Here is a 21,185-nt window from a genome sequence, read left to right as displayed (position 1 = left end):
TGTTTCGCGGGTAACGAGATGCCCTTATGAGCGACGTGGAGGTCGGCACCGTCACCACCAAGGTGCCCGCCAGACTGGACCGGCTCCCATGGTCCCGCTGGCACTGGATGATCGTCATAGGGCTGGGCACCGTCTGGATCCTCGACGGGCTCGAAGTCACCATCGTCGGAAACCTGTCCGCGCAGCTCGCGAAGCCGGGCAGCGGCCTCGACATCACGCAGGCCCAGGTCGCGGGCACGGCCGCCGCGCTCTACGTCGCGGGGGCCTGCTCGGGAGCGCTGTTCTTCGGCTGGCTGACCGACAGGTTCGGCCGCAAGAAGCTGTTCCTCATCACGCTGCTGGTCTACCTGGCGGCGACGCTGATGACGGCGTTCTCGTTCAGCGCGTGGTGGTTCTTCCTGTGGCGGTTCATGACGGGTTTCGGCATCGGCGGTGAGTACGCGGCCATCAACTCGGCCATCGACGAGCTGATCCCGAGCAAGCACCGGGGCCGCATCGACATCATCATCAACGGCAGCTACTGGCTCGGCGCGGCGGGCGGCGCCCTGCTGACCGTGCCGCTGCTCAACGACCTGCCGGTCAACATCGGCTGGCGGGTGGCGTTCGGCCTCGGCGTGGTGCTCGGCCTCGCCATCCTCCTGGTACGCCGGCACGTCCCGGAGAGCCCGCGCTGGCTGTTCATCCACGGTCGCGGCCAGGAGGCGGAGGAGATCGTCGACGACGTCGAGCGGCAGATCGGCGGCGACCTGCCGGAGCCCTCCCGGTCGATGACCATCCACCAGCGCAAGTCGATCGGCTTCGTCCGGATCGCGCACACGATGGTCGCGCTCTATCCCAAGCGCACCGTGCTCGGCCTGTCGCTCTTCATCGGCCAGGCGTTCCTCTACAACGCGATCACCTTCGGGTACGCGCAGATCCTGTCCACCTTCTACGGCATCGAGACGCACACCGGCTACTACTTCGCGGTCATCGCGGTCGGCAACTTCCTCGGCCCGCTGCTGCTCGGCCACCTCTTCGACTCCGTCGGGCGGGTGCCGATGATCTCGGCCACCTACATCGGCTCCGGAGTGCTGCTGCTCGGCACCGCCTGGCTGTTCAACCAGGGCGCGCTGAGCGCGGTGACGCTGACCGCGTGCTGGTGCGTGGTGCTGTTCGTGGCCTCGGCGGGGGCCAGCTCGGCCTATCTGACCGTGAGCGAGATCTTCCCGATGGAGACCAGGGCCATGGCCATCGCGTTCTTCTTCGCGATCGGCACCGCGGCGGGCGGCATCGCGGGCCCGCTGGTCTTCTCCTCGCTCGTGGCGAGCGGCGTGCCGGGCGACACGGCGCTCGCGTTCGTCATCGGCGCGCTGGTGATGATCGCCGGCGGCCTGGTGGAGGTGTTCCTCGGGGTCAAGGCCGAACGCAAGGGGCTGGAGGACATCGCGGCCCCGCTCTCGGCCGCCGGGACCCAGTCCACCTGACCGCTGGGGGGCGTGCGATGCTGGCGAGGTGATCGGGTCGCCGGGCAAGGTGCTGTACGTCGTGGTGTGCGCCGCCCAGGCGGCCGGCGACGTCGCCCGGCTCGTCGCCGGCGCGCAGGAGCTCGGCTGGACCGTGCAGGTCGTCGCCACGCCGGCGGCGCTCGACTTCATCGACGTCCCGGACCTGGAGGCGCGCACCGGGCAGCCGGTACGCAGCCGCTACCGCAAGCCGTCGGAGCCGAAGCCGCCGCGGGCGGACGCCATGGTCGTGGCGCCGGCGACGTACAACACGGTCAACAAGCTCGCGCTCGGGGTGGCGGACACGTACGCGCTGGGTGTGCTGGCCGAGGCGCCGGGGCTCGGCATCCCCGTCGTCGTGCTGCCCTTCGTCAACGCCGCCCTCGCCTCCCGGCTGCCGTTCCGCCGCGCGGTCGCGGACCTGCGCGCGGACGGCGTCCGCGTCCTCCCCCCACCGGACGACGCCGACCCCGACCCCTGGCAGGCCGCCCTGACCGAACTCGGCCCCCCGGGCTGACTCCACATCGGCGGGCGCTTTTTAGTAAGAAGAGGTCTGACTTTGTCGTGGAGTGGAGGAGGAACCGGTGGGGATGGACGAGCGGGTCGAGGCGGTGTTGCGGGACGGGCGGGCGCCCGGGTTCCACGGGCTGGTGGTGATGCGCGGCGGGGAGGTCGTCCTGGAGCGGTACGGCGCCGGGCCGGACCATCGGCTGGGTGAGCCGCTCGGGCACGTCACGTTCGACCGGGACACCCTGCACGACCTGCGGTCGGTCAGCAAGAGCGTGGTGGCCCTGCTGTACGGCATCGCGCTCGGCGACGGGCTCGTGCCGGAGCCGGGAGCGGGGCTCATGGCGCAGTTCCCCGAGTACCGGGATCTGGCGGAGGATCCCGGCAAGGCGCATCTGACGATCGAGCACGTGCTGACCATGACGCTCGGCCTCGACTGGAACGAGGACGCCCCCTACACCAGCCCCGCCAACAGCGAGATCGCCATGGAGCTGGCCCCCGACCGCTACCGGTACGTGCTGGAGCGGCCGGTCGTCGAGGAGGCGGGCAAGCGGTGGCGCTACTGCGGCGGCGCGAGCGCCCTGCTCGGCGGGATCATCGCCAGGGGGACGGGGCGGCCGATCGAGGAGTACGCCGCCGAGGCGCTGTTCGGGCCGCTCGGCATCACGGACTTCGCGTGGACGAAGGGCGGCGACGGGGTCGCCTCGGCCGCCGCCGGGCTGCGGCTGCGGCCGGTGGACCTGGCCGCCGTGGGGCAGCTCGTGCTCGACGGCGGGCGGGGGATCGTCCCCGAGGGCTGGCTGCGGGAGGCGCTGCGGGCGCGGGTGCCGATCGACGGGTCCTTCACCTACGGCTACCAGTGGTACGTGGTCGAGGAGGAGCGTCGCCGCCTTCAGGGCATCGGGAACGGCGGGCAGCTCCTCGTGGTGGTGCCGGAGGAGGAGCTGGTGGTGGCGGTGACCGCCGGCGACTACGACCAGGACTCGTCGGGCTCCCACGCGATCGTCGCCGCCGTCCTCGACCTCTGACGGCCCCGCCCGACTCGCCCTCGCCCGGTTCGGCCCTGCCCGACTCGCCCCTGCTCGACGCGGCTCTGGCCCGACGGCGCCTCACCCGACCCGGCCCCGCCTGACCCGGCCTCACCCCACCAGCCCTCACCCGCCCCCGCTCGACCCTGGGTGGGTCAGGGGGTCGGGGGGAGGGCGGGGGTGGCGGTGTGGAAGGCGGTGATGGCGGCGCGGATCGCCGGGTGGTCGTCGTGGCCGCGGCGGAAGGCGGCGAGCGTGCGGCGGCTCAGCGGCAGGCGGGTGAGCGTGACGCCGGCCGGGGGTGCGGCGGCGGCCAGGTGCGGGACGAGCGCCACCCCCTGCCCGGCCGCCACGAAGGCGAGCACCGCGTCGAAGTCGTCCACATGGTGCCGCACCCGCGGCTCGAACCCGGCCGCCTGGCAGGCCCGCACCGCCATGGCGTGGCAGAGCGTCCCCGGCTTGCCGGTGATCCATGCCTCCTCGCGCGTCGCGGCCAGCGACGGATGGTTCGTCAGGTACATGGGCTCGGCGAACAGCGGCTCGGCGCCCACGGAGCCGTCGGTGACGGGCGGGACGAAGTCGTACTCGTGGACGAGCGCCACGTCCAGCTCGCCCGCCCCCAGCGCGGCCGAGACGTCGGCGGGGTCGATCTCGGCCACCATCGGCTCCAGCCCGGGATGCTCGGCGGCGAGCGCCGCCAGCGCGGCCGGCAGCAGCACGCGGACGGCGGTCGGGAACGCGCCGATCCGCAGCGGTCCTGACGGGCCGCCGCGTACGGCGGCGAGCGCGGCCGAGGCGCGGTCGAGCTGTTCGAGCACGGCCTGCGCGTGCTCGACGAGCAGGCGGCCGGCCGGGGTGAGGCTGACCCGGCGGCCCGTACGTTCGAGCAGCGGCACGCCGGCCTCCCGTTCGAGCGCGCTGAGCTGCTGCGAGACGGCCGACGGCGTGAAGGTGACCGCCTCGGCGACCGCGGCGATGGTGCCGCGCCTGGCCAGCTCGCGGAGGAGGTGCAGCTTGCGGGGATCGAGCATCAGTCCAGCTTACGCTCCACGTCACGAATCCGAACTGGACCTTAAGTGCGGGCACAGGCCAGGCTCGGAGGCATGTTGAGAGGAATCCACGTACCGCTGGTCACCCCGTTCACGCCGGAGGGCGAGGTGGCCGCCGACGCCGTCGAGAAGCTCGCCTGCCAGGTCCTGGACGACGGCGCGGCCGGGCTGGTCGCGCTCGGCACCACCGGCGAGGCCGCCGCGCTCGACCCGGAGGAGCGGGCCCTGGTGATCGAGACCTGCGCCCGCGTCTGCGAGGGGCGCGGAGCGCTGCTCACGGTGGGGGTGGGCGGGAGCGACACCCGCACGACGGCCCGCGCGCTGCGCGCCCTGCCGGAGGGGGCCGGGGCGGCGCTGGTGACCGTCCCGTCGTTCCTGCGGCCCGGCGAGCGCGGCGTCGAGGCGCACTTCACGGCGCTGGCGGAGGAGACGCCGGTGCCGCTGGTGATCTACCACATCCCCTACCGGACCGCTCAGGAGGTCGGGGCGGCGACGCTGCGCTGGCTGGGGGAGCACCCGATGGTCGCCGGCGTCAAGTACGCGACCGGCGGCCTCGACGCGGACGCGCTCGACCTGCTCGGCGACCCGCTCGACGGGTTCGAGGTGCTGTGCGGCGAGGACCTGTACGTCTCGCCGATGCTGGCGCTGGGGGCCGCGGGCGGCATCCTCGCCTCGGCCCACCTGCGCACGCGCGAGTTCGCCGACCTGGCGGACGCCTGGCGGGCGGGCGACGTGCCCCGCGCCCGCGCGCTCGGGCACCGGCTGGCCGCCCTGTCGGCCGCGCTGTTCGCCGAGCCCAATCCGACGGTGCTGAAGGGCGTCCTGCACGCCCGGGGTCTCATCCCGACCCCGGACGTACGGCTGCCGCTGCTGCCCGCGAGCCCCGAATCGGTGGCCGCGGCCCTATAGACGACCGGCCTCCCTGATGGCGGTCCCGACCTCGCCCACCCGGTCGGCCAGCAGGCCGATCGCGCCCACCGTACGGGTGGCCGGGTCGTCCTCCGCGCCGCCGAGCGCCTTCGCCTTGAGGTAGGCGCGCTTGATCTCCGCCCACCTCCCGGCCTGCGCCGGGGTGAGCCTGCCGCGCAGCTCGGCCAGCTTGAGCAGGTTCGCCTCGGCGTCGGAGGTGAGCGTCTGCGCCTCGCCCACGTAGTGGTCGTCGATCACCGCCTCCAGCTCGTCCTCGTTCATGGCGGGGACGATCCGTTCGGCCAGCTTGTTCATGTTCCGGTAGGAGCCCTGCAGCCGGTACGGCGGCTCGGTGCGGGCCGCGTCCGACTGGGCCGCCGAGGCGATGTACGCCCGGTTGTTGGCCAGCACGACCTCCTGCACCCGTGTCAGCTTGGCGAGGACGGCGAGGATCTGCTCCAGCTCCGGCTTGGTGTACGGGTGCCCGAGCTGGTCGGGGCGGACCGCCGGATCGCCCTTCGCCAGCCGGATCAGCAGCTCCACGTCGGCGTGGTCGCGGCCGGCGAGCGGGGCCAGCACCGGGTTGCTGGTGAGCGCGTTGTCGACGTAGCTGAGCGCGAACAGCTCGTCCCTGCCGGACAGCACGTCGCCCAGGTTCCAGACGTCGGCCCGGTTGGCCAGCATGTCCGGGATGCGGAAGCGGCGGCCCGACTCGGTGTACGGGTTGCCCGCCATGCAGACCGCGAACCGCTTGCCGCGCAGGTCGTAGGTGCGGGTGCGGCCGTTCCACACGCCCTCGATGCGGCGCTGGGCGTCGCAGAGCGAGATGAACTTCTGCAGCAGCTCCGGCGAGGTGTGCTGGATGTCGTCCAGGTAGAGCAGCGTGTTGTTGCCCGTCTCCAGCGCGAAGGAGATCTTCTCGACCTCCTGCCTGGCGGTGGCGTCGGGGGCCTCGGCCGGGTCGAGCGAGGTGACCCGGTGGCCGAGCGCGGGGCCGTTCACCTTGACGAAGACCAGGCCGAGCCGGCTGGCCACGTACTCCATGAGCGTGGTCTTGCCGTAGCCGGGCGGGGAGATGAGCAGGAGCAGCCCCATCTGGTCGGTGCGTTTGCCCGCGCCCGCCGCGCCGAGCTGCTTGGCCAGGTTGTCGCCGATCAGCGGCAGGTAGACCTCGTCGAGCAGGCGGTTGCGGACGAACGCGCTCATCACCTTCGGCCGGTACTCGTCCAGGCGCAGCCGGGCCCGCTCGGCCTCGACCAGCTCGGTGCGGCGGCGCTGGTACGCCCGGTAGGCCGGCACCCGCTCCGCACGGAAGCGGCGGGTGCGCGGCAGGAACTCCTCCAGCCGGACCTCCAGCGCCCGGTCCTTGACGCGGGGATGGGAACCGAGCAGGCCAGTCACCGTGGCGGTGGTGGCGGCGCTGGAGTCGTGGCGGGGCAGGTCGCCGCAGAGCAGCACGGCGACGGCCTCGGCGGTCTCCGGGCCCTGGTGGTAGGCGGTCAGCCAGGCATGGGCGAGCTGCACCCGCTCGGGGAGCGGCACCGCCTTCAGGTCCTCCTCGAACTCCCGCGTCCGGTCCGGGCCGAGGCCGGCGCGGAACCCGTCGAGGACGTCGCGGGCCGCCTTGCTGGTCACGAACCCGTCCGGGCCGCTCCCCAGCTCCTCGACCAGGTACTCACCGGCCGCCCCCGCGTCTTCCGCCGCACCCGTACGCAGCTCCGCCACGAAGGCGGCGATCAGCTCGCCGAGCTCGCCGGCCAGGGCGTCCAGCGCGGGCGTGGGACCGAACAGGTTGCGGGCACGGGTCAGCGACACGGCCCGGGTGGCGAATGTTTTACGTGAAACATCATCGGTCCCGAACGCCCAGAAGAGCTGGGCCAGCGCCCGCGCCTCCGGTGGATGGCGGAGCAGCCCCGCGCCCTCGCGCAGCCGGACCAGCACGTCCAGGATGGCGGCCGCGTCGTGGTCGTGGACGCCGCGCTCGTAGCCCTCGTCGTAGCGGGACTCGGCGGCTTGCCGTACGAGGTCGGCGAGCGGCGCCCCGGGGGCGACGGTGGGCAGGAGCGAGGCGGCCAGGTGCTCGGCGCGGTAGACGTCGGCGGTCTCCGAGACGAGGAGCTGGTCCCAGAACGGCCGGGTGTCGGCGAAGGAGGCGGGCGTGGGGGAGCGGTAGTCGGTGCCGGTGATGGCGAAGTGCATGGTGCCGTCGTGCGGGACCAGCGTCAGGTCGATCGGCTGGGTGTTGACCGCGAAGCGGTGGTGGCCGAGCCGCAGCACCTCGCCGCCGTCGGAGAACAGCTCCAGGCGGTCCCGCAGGGCCCGTCCCGCCTCCTGCTGGGCGGCCTTGACCCGCCCGTCCAGCTCCTCGGCCCGTACGGCGTCGCCCAGCGACCGCAGCTCCCCGGCCGCCGCGCGCACCTTGGCCACCATGGGGTCGGTGGCGAAGTAGGTGTTGACCTCGTCCGGGGACGTCAGCGTCCCGAGCCGCCGGGTGATCGCCCCCAGCACCCGCTCGGCGGAGGCGAACAGCCGGTCGGCCCGCCGCGCCAGCTCGTCGAGCTGCGCCTGCTTGCGCGCCGAGAACGCCTCGTAGACGTCGTCCCGCTTGGCGGCGAGCTGCGCGGCGAAGTCGTCGAACTCGCCGAACCGCGACTCCAGGCCCTCCAGCCGCAGCATGAGCCGGCCGAGCTGCTCGTCGCACGCGGCGGGCGTGCCGGCCACCGCCAGCGCCCCCGTCACGGCCTGGCCGAGCAGCGCGAACTCGGCGGCGAACGCGGCCCGCCCCTCGGTCCCCAGCAGCTCGCGCCGCCGCCCGTCGAGGAGGGCCCGCGCCCGGTTCACGCCGCCCAGGACCTCGGCGATGCGCGCCAGCACGGACGTGCGCACGGTCGCGTCGGCGATCTCCAGCGAGCCGACGACCTCGGTCACCACCTCCAGCCCCTCGCCCTGCTCGGCCAGCCGCTCGGCGACGGGCGCGGCCTCGGCGACCGTCGCGATGGCGGCGGCCTCGGCGGCGAGCCGCTCGACGGCGGCGTGGTAGGAGGTGAACGCGTCCGTGCCGGACAGGAAGTCCACCGCCCGCCGCCCGGTCGCGGCCAGCTCCTCGGCCACGGACTCCGACAGGGCGTCCAGCGCGGCCAGGTCGATGTAGCGGACCTCGCGCAGCGTCACCAGGTGGCCCTGCGCCCTGCGCAGCGCGGCGAGCGTGCTCACCCAGGCGTCGGCGCTCCCGGGGGTGTCGGCGCGGGCCTGCCTGACCAGGTGGGTGGTCTCCTCCGTGGCCTGGTCGAGGGTGTCGCCGGCCTGGCGGGTGAGCTGCTCGACGTTCTCGTACTCGTCGAGCACCTGCTCGGCGGTGGCCCGTACGTCGGCGAGCGGCCCGTGCAGGCCGTGCTCGCCGAGCCAGTGGTAGGAGTCGAAGGCCCGCGCGCAGGCGGCGATCAGCCCCTCGAACGTCCCGGCCGACGGCGCCATCTCCTCGACCATCCTGGCCACGGACAGGCAGTCGGAGATGCCGCGTACCAGCTCGGCGTTGCCGATGCGCTCCAGCGGATGGTCACCGGCGGGCTGGGCGGCGGCGTAGGTGTCGGAGACGTACGGCGTCTGCCACACCTGCATCGGGTGGACCCGGGTCGGCTCCTCGGAGGTGGCGCGGAAGACCACCATCGTGCCGTCGTCGAAGAGCGAGTACCCGTGACAGACGATGGGCGTGGCCACCTCCTTCCTGATCACGTTGTACGGCAGCAGCAGCGAGCGCCCGTCCTCCCGCGCGTGGAAGACGTACAGCACGTCCTCGCCGTTCGGCGCCCGGACCACCCGCTCGAACTCCAGGTCGCGCACGTCCGTGTCGAACGTCCTGCTGACCCCGGTCGCCAGGTAGTAGCCGCCGGGGAAGATCAGCCCCTGGTCCTCGGGCAGGCGCCGGCACGCCTGGCCGATGCCGTCCAGCCGGTCGACGGCCTTCGTGCGGGTGTTGAAGACCAGGTGCCGCCACTCGGTCTCCTTGTACGGCCGGATCCGCATGAGGATGAGCGGGCCCACGCGGGCGTACTCGACGTCGGCGTCGGCGAGGCTCTGCAGCGGCTCGCTGACCGGCTCGCTGTAGATGCCCGCGCCGGTCTCGGTGTTGTCCTCGATCTTGATCGTGAGGTCGCCGCCCACGGTCTCGACGAACACCTCGCCCTGGATCGAGATGTGCGGGTGCCGGCCCAGGACGTGGTCGTCGCGGGTGGTCGGCGTCCACTCGAAGTCGTGCGACGGCGGGAAGACGTGGTCGCGCTCGCCCCGGCTGTCCAGGTACGTCGGCACGCCGGCGGCGTCCACGGCCCAGCGCAGCACCCGCAGGTCGGCCGGACCGGTCCGGAACACCGCCAGCAGCTTGCCGTCCACCCGGCGGAGCTGCTGGAGCCGGGTCTCCTTGTAGTAGCGGTAGAGCTCGGCGAAGTCCTTGGCGAACGCCGGGTCGGCCAGCGCGTCCAGCCGGTCCGCCGCGAAGCCGAAGCGGTCGCCGTCGCGGGTGAAGCGGTGCACGGCGAACACGTCGGCCACGCTCGTCTCGGGCTTCAGCCCGATGAAGACGTTGTAGCCGAACAACATCACGCCGCCGACGGAGACGATGTCCCTGGGGACGCAGTTGTTCTCCGTACGGATGCGCTCGGTGCCGAGCAGGCGCAGCTCCGCGCCGCCGAACACCTTCAGCCGCTCCCCGTTGAGCGCCCCGGCGGCCGTCGCCAGGGCCTTGGCCTGGGCCTGGAGGCGGTTCCGCAGAACCTCGTACGTCCCCGCCTCCAGCCCCGTCCCCGTCACGCTCACTTGGCCCCGGCCAGCGCGTTCACCGGGGAGTCCGCCACGCCGAGGCGGCGCGCGGTGTCCAGCAGCTCGCCCATGGCGCCGGCCTGCGGGCCGCCGTCCTGGATGAGCTTCATGAGCAGCGCGGAGACGGTGACGTTCTTCAGGTCCTCGGTACGGATCCCGCCGACGACCCGCGCGAGGTCGGCGGCGATGCTGGCCTGCCCGTTGACGTACGGCGCCGCGAGCGCCGTGGCGACCTGCGAGTGCTCCACGAACCCGTCCACGGCCTTGCCCGCCGTGATCGAGCCGACGACCTTCTCGAAGAACGTCGACTCGCCGCCCACGATGTCGATGCTGGCGTTGGCGAGCCCGGCGGCCAGCACCTCGGCCTGCGACTCGGCCACGGCGCGGGAGACGTCGATGTGCTTGAGGCGGATCTCCTTCTCGGCCTCCAGCCGCAGGCGGTACTCCTCGTGCGCCCGGCTGGCCTCGTCCAGCGCGGCCAGCGCGGCGGCCTTCTCGGTGAGGCCCTCGGCCTCGGACTTCAGCTTCTCGCCCACGGCGGCGGCCTCGGCGGTCAGCCTCTCGCGCAGCGCGACGGCCTCGGCGCGGCCGACCTTCTCGATGGCCGCGGCGTCGCGCTCCTTGACCTGCACCTGGGCCAGCCCGCTCGCCGCGGCCTCGGCCTGCACGCCCTCGGCGAGCCGGATCTTGGCCCGCGCCTCCAGCTCGGCGGCCTGCTGACGGGACTCGGCCAGCACCAGCTCCTCGCGGGCCCTGAACTTCGCGGCGGCCTCGGCCGCCTCGGCGGCCTTGATGTCCTTGACCAGGTTCTCCTGGGCCTCGGCCTCGGCGGCGATGACGACCTGCTGGCGGGTGCGCTCGGCCTCCTCGACCACGCGCAGCCGCTTGATGGCCTCCTCCTGCTCGGCCACGGTCTTGTCGACGGCGACACGCTCGCGGATGACCTCGGCGATGACCCGCTTCTCGGACTCGACCTCCTTGTCCTTGGCGATGCGCGACAGCTCGGTCTCCCGCTCGCGGGCGATGACCTCCAGGACGCGGTCCTTCTCGATGCGCTCGCTCTCGATGGCGATGACCCGCTCGCGGTTCTTCTCGGCGACGGCGACCTCGCGGGCGAGGTTCTCGCGCTGGACGCCGATCGACTCGTCCGCCTTGATGTTGGCGCTGGAGGCGCGCAGCCGCTCCTCGGCCTGGACGCGGGCGATCTCCGCCTCCTCGCGGGCCTTGACGGTCTCGATCTCGCGCCGCTGCTTCAGCTCGGCGTCGGCCTGGCGGCGCTGGAGTTCGAGTATGGCCTCGCGGGCGTCGACGTTCTGGCGGGTGATCTCCTTCTCCTCCTGGCGCTGGAACTCGTTCGTGCGGACGTGCTCGATGGCCGTCAGCTCGGTGATCTTCCTGATGCCCTGCGCGTCGAGGATGTTGTTCTTGTCGAGCTGGAGCATGGAGGTCTGCTCCAGGTAGTCGATGGCGGCGTCCTCCAGGCTGTAGCCGTTGAGGTCGGTGCCGATGAGCCGGACGATCTCGTCACGGAACTCGTCCCGCTTGGTGTAGAGGTCGACGAAGTCGAGGTGCTTGCCGGCGGTCTTCAGCGCCTCCGAGAACTTCGCGTTGAACAGCGCCTGCAGCGTGGCCTCGTCGCTGGCGCGGGCGGTGCCGATGGCCTGGGCGACCTTGATGACGTCCTCGGCGGTCTTGTTCACCCGGACGAAGAAGGTGATCCTGATGTCCGCCCTGATGTTGTCCCGGCAGATCAGGCCCTCGCGGCCGGTCCGCTCGATCTCGATGGTCTTGACCGAGATGTCCATGATCTCGGCCTTGTGGACGACGGGCAGCACGACCGCGCCCGTGAACGTCACGTCCACCTTGTTGACCTTCGAGACGATGAGCGCCTTGCCCTGTTCGACCTTACGGAAAAGCCGGCCGATGATGACGATCAGGCCGATCGCAACAACCAGGACAACCGCTAGGAATACCCCGAACCCTGTCGAGATGACGTCCATCAAAGCTCACTTTCATGAGGCATGACCCAGAAGAATTCGCCGTCTTTGTCGTAGTCGAAGATGAGCCCCCGGTCGCCGCGGGACAGGCGGTCGGCGCCGGTCGTACGGACCTGCACCAGCGCGGTCGAGCCGTCGGCCGCGGTGACCTCGGCCTGGCCGAAGTCAGGGGTCGCCGAGCCGGTGCGGATGACGCACGGCCGGCCGACGAAGTCGCCGCGCGAGTGCCGGTCCCCGTCAGGGACCAGCCGGCGCAGCGGCTTGAGCAGGCCGCGGGTGACGAGCCAGGCGAGGCCGGCGGCGGCGAAGGGAACGGCGATCAGCGGGCCGCCGCTCACGACCTGGCTGCCGATCAGGCACAGCAGCCAGGCGAGCGCGATCAGCAGCGAGAGCGTGACGCCGGCCGGGGCTCCCCCGAGGCCCAGCCAGACGGCGTCGCCGTCGTCCAGCTCCAGAACGCCGGTGACGACGATCAGCCAATAACCGACGACCACCACGAGAAGGAAGCTGAAAACGACAGTCGGAAAACTCAACACCGCGCTGAAGAACTCGCCCATCTTGCCCCGTTGTGTCCATCCCCGTATCGATCTCTTGACGGACTATATCTATATAAAGAGCGAGTAAAGACGAAAGTTCCCGAAATGGAATGCGAAGTCCGACGAACTTGATCTCAACCTAGGTTGAGGTAGCACGCTGGTCCCATGAGCGAGTCGATGAGGGCCGCGGCGTTCGCCACGCCGGGCGGCCCCGAGGTGCTGAAGGTGATGGAGTTGCCGGCCCCGCAGGCGGGGCCCGGCCAGGTGCGGGTGCGGGTGCGGGCGGCCGGGGTGCAGCCCTTCGACGCCGCGGTACGGGGCGGCTGGCTGCCGCCCTACCTGGGCGAGGTGAGCTTCCCCCGCATTCCGGGCAACGAGTTCGCCGGGGTGGTGGACCAGGTCGGGGAGGGCGTGCGCGGCGTGGCCGCCGGGGACGAGGTGCTGGGCTTCTCCCGTCTGTTCGCCTACGCCGAGTACATCGTGGTGCCCGCGACGGACGTGGCGCCGAAGCCGCCCGGCGTGCCGTGGGAGGTGGCCGGCGGGCTGACCTCGGGCGTGCAGACCGCCGAGCTGGCCCTCGACGAGCTCGGGCTGAAGGAGGGGGAGACGCTGCTCGTGCACGGCGCGGCCGGATCCGTCGGCACGGCCGCGGTGCAGATCGCCCGCATGCGCGGCGCGCGGGTGATCGGCACCGCCCGTGAGGTCAACCACGACCACCTGCGCGAGCTGGGCGCCGAGCCGGTCGCGTACGGCGAGGGGCTGGCCGGCCGGGTGCGGGCGCTCGCGCCCGGCGGCGTGGACGCCGCCCTCGACGGCGCCGGGGGCCACGCGTTGGAGGTCTCACTGGAGCTGGTCGCCGACCCCGGCCGCATCGTCACGCTGGTCGAGCACGGGCGGGCCGCCGGGCTGGGGGTGCGGACGGTGCGGGGTGAGCGCACGGCCGAGCGGCTGGGGCGCTACGCGACGCTGTACGCCGAGGGGCGCTTCGCCTTTCCGGTGCGGCGGACGTACGCGCTCGCGGAGGCGGCGGACGCCCACCGCGAGATCGAGACCGGACACGGCCGGGGCAAGATCGTGCTGACGCTCTAGAGCCGGGGGCGGAGCGCGGCGGCGAGCACGAAGTGCGTCTCGTCGAGGTGGTCCGCCCCGCCCTCGACGTCCCACAGGGCGTTCTGCAGCACCCGGCCCAGCGTCCAGCGGGCCGCGCGGCCGGGGTCGAGGCCGAGCCCGGCGGTCATCAGGTCGAAGCGGCGCAGCACCGCCCGCCCCACGTCGCCGGTCGCCACCAGGTCGTCCCACCGGTTGTGCAGCGCGGGCAGCAGGTCGAAGCCGGGGTCGCCGGCCAGCGGCTTGGGATCGATGGCCAGCCACGGCTCGCGGTCGGCCGCCAGCACGTTGTCGTAGTGCAGGTCCCAGTGCAGCAGCCGGTCGCCGGGCTCGGCCACGACCTCGGCGAGCGCGCCGGCGCAGTGGCGCAGCAGGCGGCGGTCCGGCTCGCGTGGCAGCCCGGTCAGCGCCTGGTCCACGTCGTCCAGCAGGTCCTGGGCGATGTCCGCCAGGCGGCGCAGGCCGGACGGGGCGGGACGGCCGGTCAGTCGGGCGAGGAGAGCGGTGAGGATCTCCAGCGCCGCCAGGTCGTCAGGCAGCGCCGACAGCGAGCGCTCGGCGTGCAGGCGCTCCAGCAGCAGGGTGCCGGTGGCGGGGTCGGCGGCGAGCAGGCGGACCGCGCCGTCGCCGTCCCAGGCGCGCAGGCCGACGGCCTCGGTGGCGTTCTCGTCGTTGACCGGCTGCAGCTTGAGCGCGGCCCGCGTGCCGTCCGCGCGGATCACCGGCAGCACCAGGGACACCACGCCGTGGCCGGGCTCGCCGTCCGGCCGCAGCTCCCACTCCTCCAGGTAGCGCTCGGCCAGCGCGGGCAGCCCGGCCGACCAGGCGCGGCCGGCCTCGCCGTCCCACTTGACGTGTGAGGCGGTCAGCGCCTCCGGGACCACGATCCTCATGGGCGACCGTCCGCCGGGCGCAGGCCGTCGAGGACGAGCCCGAGGAGGTGGTCGCGCCGGCCGGACAGCGACGGGGCCTGCTCGGCGATCCAGCCGACGGCGTTGACCAGCGCGAACAGGTCGATCCCCGTCACGTCGGAGCGGACCAGCCCCGCCTGCTGGGCGTTGCTCAGCAGCCGGCCCGCGGTCTGCCGCATGGCGAGGCAGGAGGCGTGCAGCGAGGAGTTCTCGTCCTCCAGCGTGGTCATCACCGAGCTCGTCAGGCCCCGGTAGACGGTGGTGAAGGCGGCGTACTCGGCCAGCCATTCGGTCAGGGCGTCCGCCGGCGCGTGCGTGGTCTCCAAGGCGGCGGCCGTGGCGGCGAGCCGGTCGAAGCGCTCGCCGAGCAGCGTCTCCAGCAGCTCGTCCCTGGTGGGGAAGTGGCGGTAGAGGGTGCCGAGGCCGATGCCGGCGCGGCGGGCGATGTCGCGGAGCGAGGCCTGGGTGCCCTGCTCGGCGACGACGGCGTGGGCCACCTCCAGGATGCGCGCGTGGTTGCGGCGCGCGTCCAGGCGGGGAGCGCGGGTCTGCTTCTCCGTCACGTGATCCGTTCCCATTGTATTCGGAGCACTGCTCCGGTTATATTGCGGAGCAGTGCTCCACATCGTACCGAAAAGGACGTGACCATGCCGGAGAAGACGATGACCGCCGTCCGCGTGCACCAGGTCGGCGGGCCCGAGGTGCTGGTGCCCGAGGAGGTCCCGGTCCCCGAGCCGGGGCCCGGCGACGTGCTCGTCCGCGTCCACGCCGCCGGACTCAACCCGCCCGACTGGTACGCCAGATCGGGCTACGCGATCATCCCCGAGGACCTGCGGCCGAAGCGGACCCTGCCCTTGACCCCGGGCACGGACGTGTCGGGCGTGGTCGCCGCGCTCGGCCCCGGCGTCACCGAGTGGCAGGTCGGGGACGAGGTGTTCGGCCTGCTGCGCTTCCCCGAGGGCGGCGGCCGGGCCTACGCCGAGTACACCACCGCGCCCGCCTCCCACCTGGCCCGCAAACCGGCCGCGCTGGACCACGTCGAGGCGGCGGGCGTGCCGATGGCCGGGCTCACCGCCTACCAGTTCCTCTTCGACCTCGTCCGGCTCGAACCGGGCAGGACCGTGCTGGTCAACGGCGCGGCCGGCGGCGTCGGCCACTTCCTCGTGCAGCTCGCGAAGACGAAGGACGCCCGGGTGATCGGCGTCGCCTCGGGACGCCACGAACGTTTCCTGCGCGACCTCGGCGTGGACGAGTTCGTCGACTACACCGTGACCGCCGCCGAGGACGTCGTACGCGACGTCGACCACCTCTTCGACACCGTCGGCGGCCCGCACGGGCACCGGTTCCTCACGGTGGTCAAACCAGGCGGCACCATCAGCCCGATCTTCCTCGGCGAGTATCACCGCGACCGCGCCGCCGAGCTGGGCATCACCTTCACGTTCGGGCAGGTGCACTCCGACGGCGCGCAAATGGCGGAGCTGGCCCGCCTGGCCGACGCCGGCCGGCTGCGGGTCGGCGTCGACAGCGTCTTCCCGCTCGCCGACGCCGCCAAGGCCCACGAGCGGGCGGAACGCGGCCACATCCAGGGCAAGATCGTCCTGCGGGTGGCCTGACGGCCCGCCCTAGAAGTGCCAGGGGAAGGGCGACCAGTCGGGCTCGCGCTTCTCCAGGAACGAGTCGCGGCCCTCGGCCGCCTCGTCCGTCATGTAGGCGAGCCGCGTCGCCTCGCCCGCGAACACCTGCTGCCCGACGAGCCCGTCGTCGATCAGGTTGAAGGCGAACTTGAGCATCCGCTGCGCGGTCGGCGACTTGCCGTTGATCTTGCGGGCCCACTCCAGCGCCGTGCTCTCCAGCTCGGCGTGCGGCACCACGGCGTTGACCATGCCCATGCGGTGGGCGTCCTCGGCGGTGTAGGTGTCGCCGAGGAAGAAGATCTCCCGCGCGAACTTCTGCCCGACCTGCCGGGCGAGGTAGGCCGAGCCGAAGCCGCCGTCGAAGCTGGCGACGTCGGCGTCGGTCTGCTTGAAGCGGGCGTGCTCGGCGCTGGCCAGCGTGAGGTCGGACACGACGTGGAGGCTGTGGCCGCCGCCCGCGGCCCAGCCGGGCACCACGCAGATCACGACCTTCGGCATGAAGCGGATGAGCCGCTGCACCTCCAGGATGTGCAGGCGGCCGGTCGAGGCCGAGCCGTCGGCGTACTGGTAGCCGTCCTTGCCCCGGATGCGCTGGTCGCCGCCCGAGCAGAAGGCCCAGCCGCCGTCCTTGGGCGAGGGGCCGTTGCCGGTGAGCAGCACGCAGCCGACGTCGGTCGTCTGCCGGGCGTGGTCGAGCGCCCGGTAGAGCTCGTCCACGGTCTGCGGGCGGAAGGCGTTGCGCACCTCGGGGCGGTTGAAGGCGATGCGCACCGTGCCCTGGTCGACCGCCCGGTGGTAGGTGATGTCGGTGAAGTCGAATCCCTCGACCGCCTGCCACGCCTTGGGATCGAACAGCTCGGAGACCATGGCAGGAGCCTACTTGATCTGGCCTCCGCCCACTCGGCCCACTCCCGCGGCCCGCTAGGTGACCTCGGCTCTCAGTTCGGCGAGCAGTTCGCCCTGGTCGGCGAGCATGTCGGTGAGGATACGGCGGGCGGCGCCGAGCAAATCCGCCAGCTCGGGCGTGGCCAGCGTGTAGACCACCGTGCTGCCCTCGCGGATGGCGCTCACGATCCCCGCTCTGCGCAGGACCGCGAGCTGCTGGGAAAGGCTCGACGGCTCGATGTCGATCTGGGCCAGCAGGTCCCTGACGGGTAGGGGCCCTTCCTGAAGAAGCTCCAACACTCTGATGCGAGCGGGGTGGCCGAGCGTACGGAAGAAGTCGGCCTTGGCCTGATAGACCTCCACGTGCATACTGCCCAGACTAATCCAGTGCAGTTGCATAATTCTTCAAGTCGTAACGTCGTTGGATAGTATGACGCCGGGGACTAGGGAGTAGCCATGGGTCGAGGAAGAGCCAAGGCGAAGCAGACGAAGGTCGCTCGCCAGCTGAAGTACGCCAACCACAACATCGACTACGACCGGCTTCGCGAGGAGCTGGGTGCCGACACGCGGCGCGAGGAGCTTTACCCCTCCACGGTGCCGGAGCAGGAGTCCGAGCGCGGGCGATGACCCGCCCGGCCCGGCAGGGCGGGCCGGTGCCCGCCGCGCCGGAGCCGGGCGGCGTGTGTCCCGCGACACGCCCGGGCGCGCGTTTCGCGACACGCCCGGGCGTCACGTCGGCGGCGGGTCATGGCGCGGTGTGGCGGATGATCGCGGCGGCCAGCTCCGCGTGGACCGGGGGCGGCATCATGTGCCCCATCCCTTCGATCATCAGCAGCTCCGCGCCCGGGATCTGCTCGGCGATGAGCGCTCCGTGTCCGGGCTTGGCGGGCTCGTGCGTGCCCTCGATCACCAGCGTCGGCGCCTGCACCCGCCCGAGCACGCCCTCCGGCTCGAAGTCCGGGCAGGCCGCGTGCGCCAGGCGGTGGTTGACCACCGACGACAGGTCACGGGCCCGCTCCAGCACCCGCTCCTGGAGCCGGCGCTCGGCGTCCTCGTCGAACGGCAGCGCGGTGCCGTGCAGCACCCGGGCCTCGTCGATCATCTGCTGCACCTGCTCGCGCCGGTCGGCGGGCGGCGGCGCGGTGATCAGCTCGGTGTAGTAAGCCACGAACTCCGGCCGGGGCGGCGGCAGGCTCCCCTCCGGCTGCGGCTGCCCGGTGAGCGCCCGCAGGATGGTCTCGCCCTCGTGCCCGCCCAGCGGCGAGGAGCCGATCACGGTGAGGGTGCGCACCCGTTCCGGCCGCTCCACGGCGATGAACTGGCCGAGCAGGCCGCCCGCCGAGTGGCAGACTAGATGCGCGGACTCCAGCCCGTACGCGTCCATCACCCGCAGCACGTCGTCCTTGATGTCGTGCCAGGTGTACGGCTGCTCGGCGAAGTCGAAGGTGGCCGAGCGGCCGGTGTCGCGGTGGTCGTACCTGATGACCCGGCGGCCCGCGGCGACCAGCCGCCCGACGAGCTCGTCCGGCCACAGGACGCCCTGCGACATCGACCCCATCACCAGCAGGATCGGCGGGTGCGCCGGGTCGCCGAACTCCTCGGTCCACAGGTTGACGCCGTCGGTTTCGATCATGTTCGTTGTCATGTGCTCAAGCTTGCCCGGCGCGGGCGCGCACGCCTTCAGTAGGACTACTGGCCTTCACCAGTAGCCGGGCCAGTTCGGTACGGCTCGTGACGCCCAGCTTCGGATAGATCTTGTACAGGTGGTACTCGACCGTGCGCGGGCTCAGGAACAGCCGGGCCGCGACCTCCTTGCTGGAGGAGCCCTCCGCGACCAGCCGCGCGATGCGCAGCTCCTGCGGCGTCAGCACGGTCTCCGGGTCATCGGCCGCGGGCCGGCCCGCCGCCTCGCCCGCCGCGCGCAGCTCGCCGCGGGCCCGCTCCGCCCAGGGGGCCGCGCCCAGCCGCTCGAAGGTCTCCAGCGCCGCCCGCAGATGGTTCCTCGCCTGGCCGGGCCGCTGGGCGCGGCGCAGCCGCTCGCCGTACAGCAGCGCGGTGCGCGCCCGCTCCATCGGCTCGCCGTGGCGGCGCAGGGCCTCCTCGAACAGCTCGGCGTCCGCGCCGGGGGCGGCGAGCAGGGCGCGGCAGCGGGCCAGCAGCGCCCGCGCCTCGTCGGTGACGGCGTGCGCGACCCACTGCTCGTACGCGGCCAGCGCCTCCGCCGCCGCCTCGTGCTCGCCCGCCGCCAGGGCGGCCTCCACCCGGTCCGGGGTGGAGCGCCAGGTCACCGTGGGATGCCCGGCCCCGGGGCCGGCCGTCGCGAGCGCCGCGAATCTGGCGTGCGCGGCCGCGTACCGGCCGAGGCCGAGGTCCAGGAGCGCCAGCGCGTATCCCGCCACGCCCGCGCGCAGCCCGATCCGGTGCGGGACGGCGATGGCCAGCGCCTCCTCCGCCAGCTCGCGGCAGCGCTCCTCCTCGCCGCGCAGCGCGGCCACGACGGCCAGGTTGGCGAGGTGGGCGGCCACGGAGTTGGTGTAACCGGCCTCGCGGGCGAGCTGCAGGCCCTCCTCGGCGACGGCGGCGCTCTCGGCGAGGCGGCCCTTGAAGCGCTCGCCCGTGGCGACGAACTCCAGCACGACCGGGAGCTGCCCCACCATCCCCGACACGCGGGCCACGCGCCCGGCCCGCTCGACCAGCTCGGCGGAGACGTCGGCCTCCCCGAGATAGCTCGCCGCCGCCGACGCCCACAGCAGCTCCGCCGCCAGGGTCAGCTCGTCCGTACGGGCCAGCGCCCCGCGCAGCAGCTCGCCGCCGCTGCCGTCCTCCAGCATGGCGCCGATGCCGGCCACCACGTCGCGGAGGAAGCCGGGCGGGTGCGCCCGCGCTCGGCGGCCCAGCTCCACGATGGCCGCGACGTCGCCCACGTAACTGGCGGCCTCGGAGGCGTCGGCCAGCATCTCGATGCCGCCGCCCGCGGCCAGGATCCTGACGGCCTCGGAGGCGTCGCCGCTGTTCAGCTCGAACCGGCCGCGAAGCTGCGCGATCTCCTCCAGCAGCCCGCCCTCCCCGTGCTCGGCGAGTTCGCGGGCCTCGGCGAGGTGGCTCTGGGCCTGGCCGGGGCGGCCGGCGAGCCAGGCGGCGGTGGCGGCGTCCTTGAGCCGTTCCGCCCTGCGCAGGGGGTCGGGGGTGAGCTCGGCGGCGCGGGCGAGCGCGGTGGCCGCGTCCCCGTGGCCGCCGCGCGTGCGGGCCCGTCCGGCGGCGGCGGTCAGCTCGGCGGCGACCGCCTCGTCCGGGCCCAGGGCGGCGGCGGCCAGGTGCAGGGCCCGCCGGTCGCCCGTCACCAGACGGGCCAGGGTGAGGTGCGCGGCCCGTACCTCGGCGGACGTGGCGGCGGCGTGCGCGGCCGAGCGGACGAGCGGATGCCGGAACCTGACCATCCCGTCGGCCACGGTCACGAGCCCGGCGGCCTCCACCTCGTGCAGCGACTCCCCGGCGGCCCGTACGACGAGGGCGAGCTCCGCCTCCAGCGACGCGACCAGCAGGAACCGCCGGGCGTCCGGCGACAGCCTGGCCACCTGCTCGCCGAACAGCTGCGCGCCCCCCGGCAGCGGATCCGGCAGGGGGGCCTGCCCGGCGAGCTGCGCCGGCGACAGCGCGGCCACGCCCTCGCGCAGCACGAGCGGGTTGCCCCCGGTCAGGGCCGTCAGCCGCCGTACGACGTCCGGCGCGACGGGCCCGCCGGAGGCGAGCAGTGCGGCGCAGCTCTCCTCGTCGAGGCCGCCGACCCGCAGCTCGGGCACGCCCTTGAGCAGCGCGTCCCCGCGTACGGAGAACAGCACGGCAACGCGCTCGGTGCGCAGCCGCCGGGCCGCGAACAGCAGGGCGTCGGCCGAGGCCCGGTCCACCCACTGGACGTCGTCCACCAGGCACAGCAGCCCGCTCGGAGCCGCCGCCTCGGCCAGCAGCGACAGCACTCCCGCCCCCACCAGGAACCGGTCGGAGTGGGGGGTGTCCGTGAGGCCGAGAGCCGCGGAGAGCGCGTCGCGCTGCGGGCCCGGCAGCGCGTCCAGCAGGCCGGTCACCGGGCGCAGGAGCTGGTGCAGGGCGGCGAAGGCGAGGTCGGACTCCGGCTCGATCCCGTCGGCGCGCAGCACCCGCATCCCGCCCGCGAGGGAGGCGGCCAGGTCGAGGAGGGCGGACTTGCCCACGCCGGCCACCCCGCGCAGCGCCAGAGCGCCGCCCTCACCGTCACGGGCCGAGTCGAGCAGGACCGTGACGGCAGTGGTCTCCGCGGCTCTCCCATAAAGCACAAAAAGGACTTTATCC

At 73.1% G+C, this 21,185-nt stretch carries 17 protein-coding genes; 7 read left to right on the top strand and 10 right to left on the bottom strand.

The features are described from left to right. Nucleotides 1-26: 26 nt before the first annotated feature. From SMD20_RS29850 to SMD20_RS29840, 3 genes are all read left to right on the top strand, one after another. Nucleotides 27-1,463: an MFS transporter gene (locus SMD20_RS29850; RefSeq protein WP_329587636.1), complete on the top strand. Its 1,437-nt coding sequence runs from the start codon at nucleotides 27-29 to the stop codon at nucleotides 1,461-1,463. A 28-nt stretch (nucleotides 1,464-1,491) separates the two neighbouring features. Continuing rightward, a complete protein-coding gene (locus SMD20_RS29845; protein ID WP_329587633.1) occupies nucleotides 1,492-1,998 on the top strand; it encodes a flavoprotein in 507 nt (168 codons plus the stop codon). Nucleotides 1,999-2,071: 73 nt separating this feature from the next. Next, on the top strand, nucleotides 2,072-3,016 hold the full coding sequence (locus SMD20_RS29840) for a serine hydrolase domain-containing protein (RefSeq protein ID WP_329592716.1): 945 nt from the start codon (nucleotides 2,072-2,074) through the stop codon (nucleotides 3,014-3,016). A 155-nt stretch (nucleotides 3,017-3,171) separates the two neighbouring features. Here the strand turns inward: SMD20_RS29840 and SMD20_RS29835 are convergent, their stop codons facing one another. Next, entirely contained in the window at nucleotides 3,172-4,047 is an 876-nt protein-coding gene (locus SMD20_RS29835; RefSeq protein WP_329587630.1) for a LysR family transcriptional regulator, read from the bottom strand. Between the two features lie 72 nt (nucleotides 4,048-4,119). Here SMD20_RS29835 and SMD20_RS29830 point away from each other — a divergent pair, with 72 nt between their 5' ends. Beyond that, on the top strand, nucleotides 4,120-4,974 hold the full coding sequence (locus SMD20_RS29830; protein WP_329587628.1) for a dihydrodipicolinate synthase family protein: 855 nt from the start codon (nucleotides 4,120-4,122) through the stop codon (nucleotides 4,972-4,974). Here SMD20_RS29830 and SMD20_RS29825 read toward each other — a convergent pair. Genes SMD20_RS29825 through SMD20_RS29815 form a run of 3 tightly spaced genes read right to left on the bottom strand, consistent with a single transcriptional unit; the run spans nucleotide 4,969 to nucleotide 12,283 of the window. Then, nucleotides 4,969-9,786: a DNA repair ATPase gene (locus SMD20_RS29825; RefSeq protein WP_329587626.1), complete on the bottom strand. Its 4,818-nt coding sequence runs from the start codon at nucleotides 9,784-9,786 to the stop codon at nucleotides 4,969-4,971. The two genes, SMD20_RS29830 and SMD20_RS29825, sit on opposite strands and share 6 nt — an antisense overlap. Then, a complete protein-coding gene (locus SMD20_RS29820; protein WP_329587623.1) occupies nucleotides 9,783-11,789 on the bottom strand; it encodes a flotillin family protein in 2,007 nt (668 codons plus the stop codon). The genes SMD20_RS29825 and SMD20_RS29820 overlap by 4 nt, the downstream gene beginning before the upstream one ends. After that, entirely contained in the window at nucleotides 11,789-12,283 is a 495-nt protein-coding gene (locus tag SMD20_RS29815; protein WP_329587620.1) for a hypothetical protein, read from the bottom strand. Before SMD20_RS29815 ends, SMD20_RS29820 begins: the two co-directional genes overlap by 1 nt. Before the next feature lie 216 nt (nucleotides 12,284-12,499). On the opposite strand from SMD20_RS29815, the gene SMD20_RS29810 reads away from it, so the two are divergent. Then, complete coding sequence (locus SMD20_RS29810) at nucleotides 12,500-13,411, top strand: NADP-dependent oxidoreductase (protein WP_329592714.1); 912 nt, start codon at nucleotides 12,500-12,502, stop codon at nucleotides 13,409-13,411. Here the strand turns inward: SMD20_RS29810 and SMD20_RS29805 are convergent. Next, nucleotides 13,408-14,322, bottom strand: coding sequence for an aminoglycoside phosphotransferase family protein (locus tag SMD20_RS29805; RefSeq protein WP_329587618.1), 915 nt, complete (start codon nucleotides 14,320-14,322; stop codon nucleotides 13,408-13,410). The genes SMD20_RS29810 and SMD20_RS29805 overlap by 4 nt on opposite strands. Next, a complete protein-coding gene (locus SMD20_RS29800; RefSeq protein WP_329587615.1) occupies nucleotides 14,319-14,903 on the bottom strand; it encodes a TetR/AcrR family transcriptional regulator in 585 nt (194 codons plus the stop codon). Before SMD20_RS29800 ends, SMD20_RS29805 begins: the two co-directional genes overlap by 4 nt. An 84-nt stretch (nucleotides 14,904-14,987) precedes the next feature. On the opposite strand from SMD20_RS29800, the gene SMD20_RS29795 reads away from it, so the two are divergent. Then, a complete protein-coding gene (locus SMD20_RS29795) occupies nucleotides 14,988-15,953 on the top strand; it encodes an NADP-dependent oxidoreductase (RefSeq protein WP_329587613.1) in 966 nt (321 codons plus the stop codon). Nucleotides 15,954-15,962: 9 nt separating this feature from the next. Here the strand turns inward: SMD20_RS29795 and SMD20_RS29790 are convergent, their stop codons facing one another. After that, a complete protein-coding gene (locus tag SMD20_RS29790) occupies nucleotides 15,963-16,841 on the bottom strand; it encodes a 1,4-dihydroxy-2-naphthoyl-CoA synthase (protein ID WP_329587611.1) in 879 nt (292 codons plus the stop codon). Nucleotides 16,842-16,895: 54 nt separating this feature from the next. Then, a complete protein-coding gene (locus SMD20_RS29785) occupies nucleotides 16,896-17,228 on the bottom strand; it encodes an ArsR/SmtB family transcription factor (RefSeq protein WP_020542962.1) in 333 nt (110 codons plus the stop codon). Between the two features lie 87 nt (nucleotides 17,229-17,315). Between SMD20_RS29785 and SMD20_RS29780 the strand changes: the two genes are divergently transcribed. Then, nucleotides 17,316-17,486: a DUF3073 domain-containing protein gene (locus SMD20_RS29780; RefSeq protein ID WP_329587607.1), complete on the top strand. Its 171-nt coding sequence runs from the start codon at nucleotides 17,316-17,318 to the stop codon at nucleotides 17,484-17,486. Between the two features lie 118 nt (nucleotides 17,487-17,604). Here the strand turns inward: SMD20_RS29780 and SMD20_RS29775 are convergent, their stop codons facing one another. Further along, nucleotides 17,605-18,492 carry an alpha/beta fold hydrolase gene (locus tag SMD20_RS29775; RefSeq protein ID WP_329587604.1) on the bottom strand — a complete coding sequence of 296 codons (888 nt, stop codon included), beginning with the start codon at nucleotides 18,490-18,492 and terminating at the stop codon, nucleotides 17,605-17,607. Between the two features lie 16 nt (nucleotides 18,493-18,508). Continuing rightward, nucleotides 18,509-21,169: a helix-turn-helix transcriptional regulator gene (locus SMD20_RS29770; RefSeq protein ID WP_329587602.1), complete on the bottom strand. Its 2,661-nt coding sequence runs from the start codon at nucleotides 21,167-21,169 to the stop codon at nucleotides 18,509-18,511. Nucleotides 21,170-21,185: the final 16 nt, after the last annotated feature.

The organism is Nonomuraea sp. LP-02, assembly GCF_036289125.1.
Taxonomy (GTDB): Bacteria; Actinomycetota; Actinomycetes; order Streptosporangiales; family Streptosporangiaceae; genus Nonomuraea; species Nonomuraea bangladeshensis.
Note: the sequence above shows the minus strand (reverse complement) of the source record. Positions and strands in the feature narration are given on the sequence as shown.

Excerpts from the sequence above, each read along its gene's own strand:
- SMD20_RS29850 (WP_329587636.1), top strand. The coding sequence starts at position 27 with ATGAGCGACGTGGAGGTCGGCACCGTCACCACCAAGGTGCCCGCCAGA.
- SMD20_RS29840 (WP_329592716.1), top strand. The coding sequence starts at position 2,072 with ATGGACGAGCGGGTCGAGGCGGTGTTGCGGGACGGGCGGGCGCCCGGG.
- SMD20_RS29835 (WP_329587630.1), bottom strand. The coding sequence starts at position 4,047 with ATGCTCGATCCCCGCAAGCTGCACCTCCTCCGCGAGCTGGCCAGGCGC.
- SMD20_RS29830 (WP_329587628.1), top strand. The coding sequence starts at position 4,120 with ATGTTGAGAGGAATCCACGTACCGCTGGTCACCCCGTTCACGCCGGAG.
- SMD20_RS29820 (WP_329587623.1), bottom strand. The coding sequence starts at position 11,789 with ATGGACGTCATCTCGACAGGGTTCGGGGTATTCCTAGCGGTTGTCCTG.
- SMD20_RS29810 (WP_329592714.1), top strand. The coding sequence starts at position 12,500 with ATGAGGGCCGCGGCGTTCGCCACGCCGGGCGGCCCCGAGGTGCTGAAG.
- SMD20_RS29805 (WP_329587618.1), bottom strand. The coding sequence starts at position 14,322 with ATGAGGATCGTGGTCCCGGAGGCGCTGACCGCCTCACACGTCAAGTGG.
- SMD20_RS29795 (WP_329587613.1), top strand. The coding sequence starts at position 14,988 with ATGCCGGAGAAGACGATGACCGCCGTCCGCGTGCACCAGGTCGGCGGG.
- SMD20_RS29790 (WP_329587611.1), bottom strand. The coding sequence starts at position 16,841 with ATGGTCTCCGAGCTGTTCGATCCCAAGGCGTGGCAGGCGGTCGAGGGA.
- SMD20_RS29785 (WP_020542962.1), bottom strand. The coding sequence starts at position 17,228 with ATGCACGTGGAGGTCTATCAGGCCAAGGCCGACTTCTTCCGTACGCTC.
- SMD20_RS29780 (WP_329587607.1), top strand. The coding sequence starts at position 17,316 with ATGGGTCGAGGAAGAGCCAAGGCGAAGCAGACGAAGGTCGCTCGCCAG.
- SMD20_RS29775 (WP_329587604.1), bottom strand. The coding sequence starts at position 18,492 with ATGATCGAAACCGACGGCGTCAACCTGTGGACCGAGGAGTTCGGCGAC.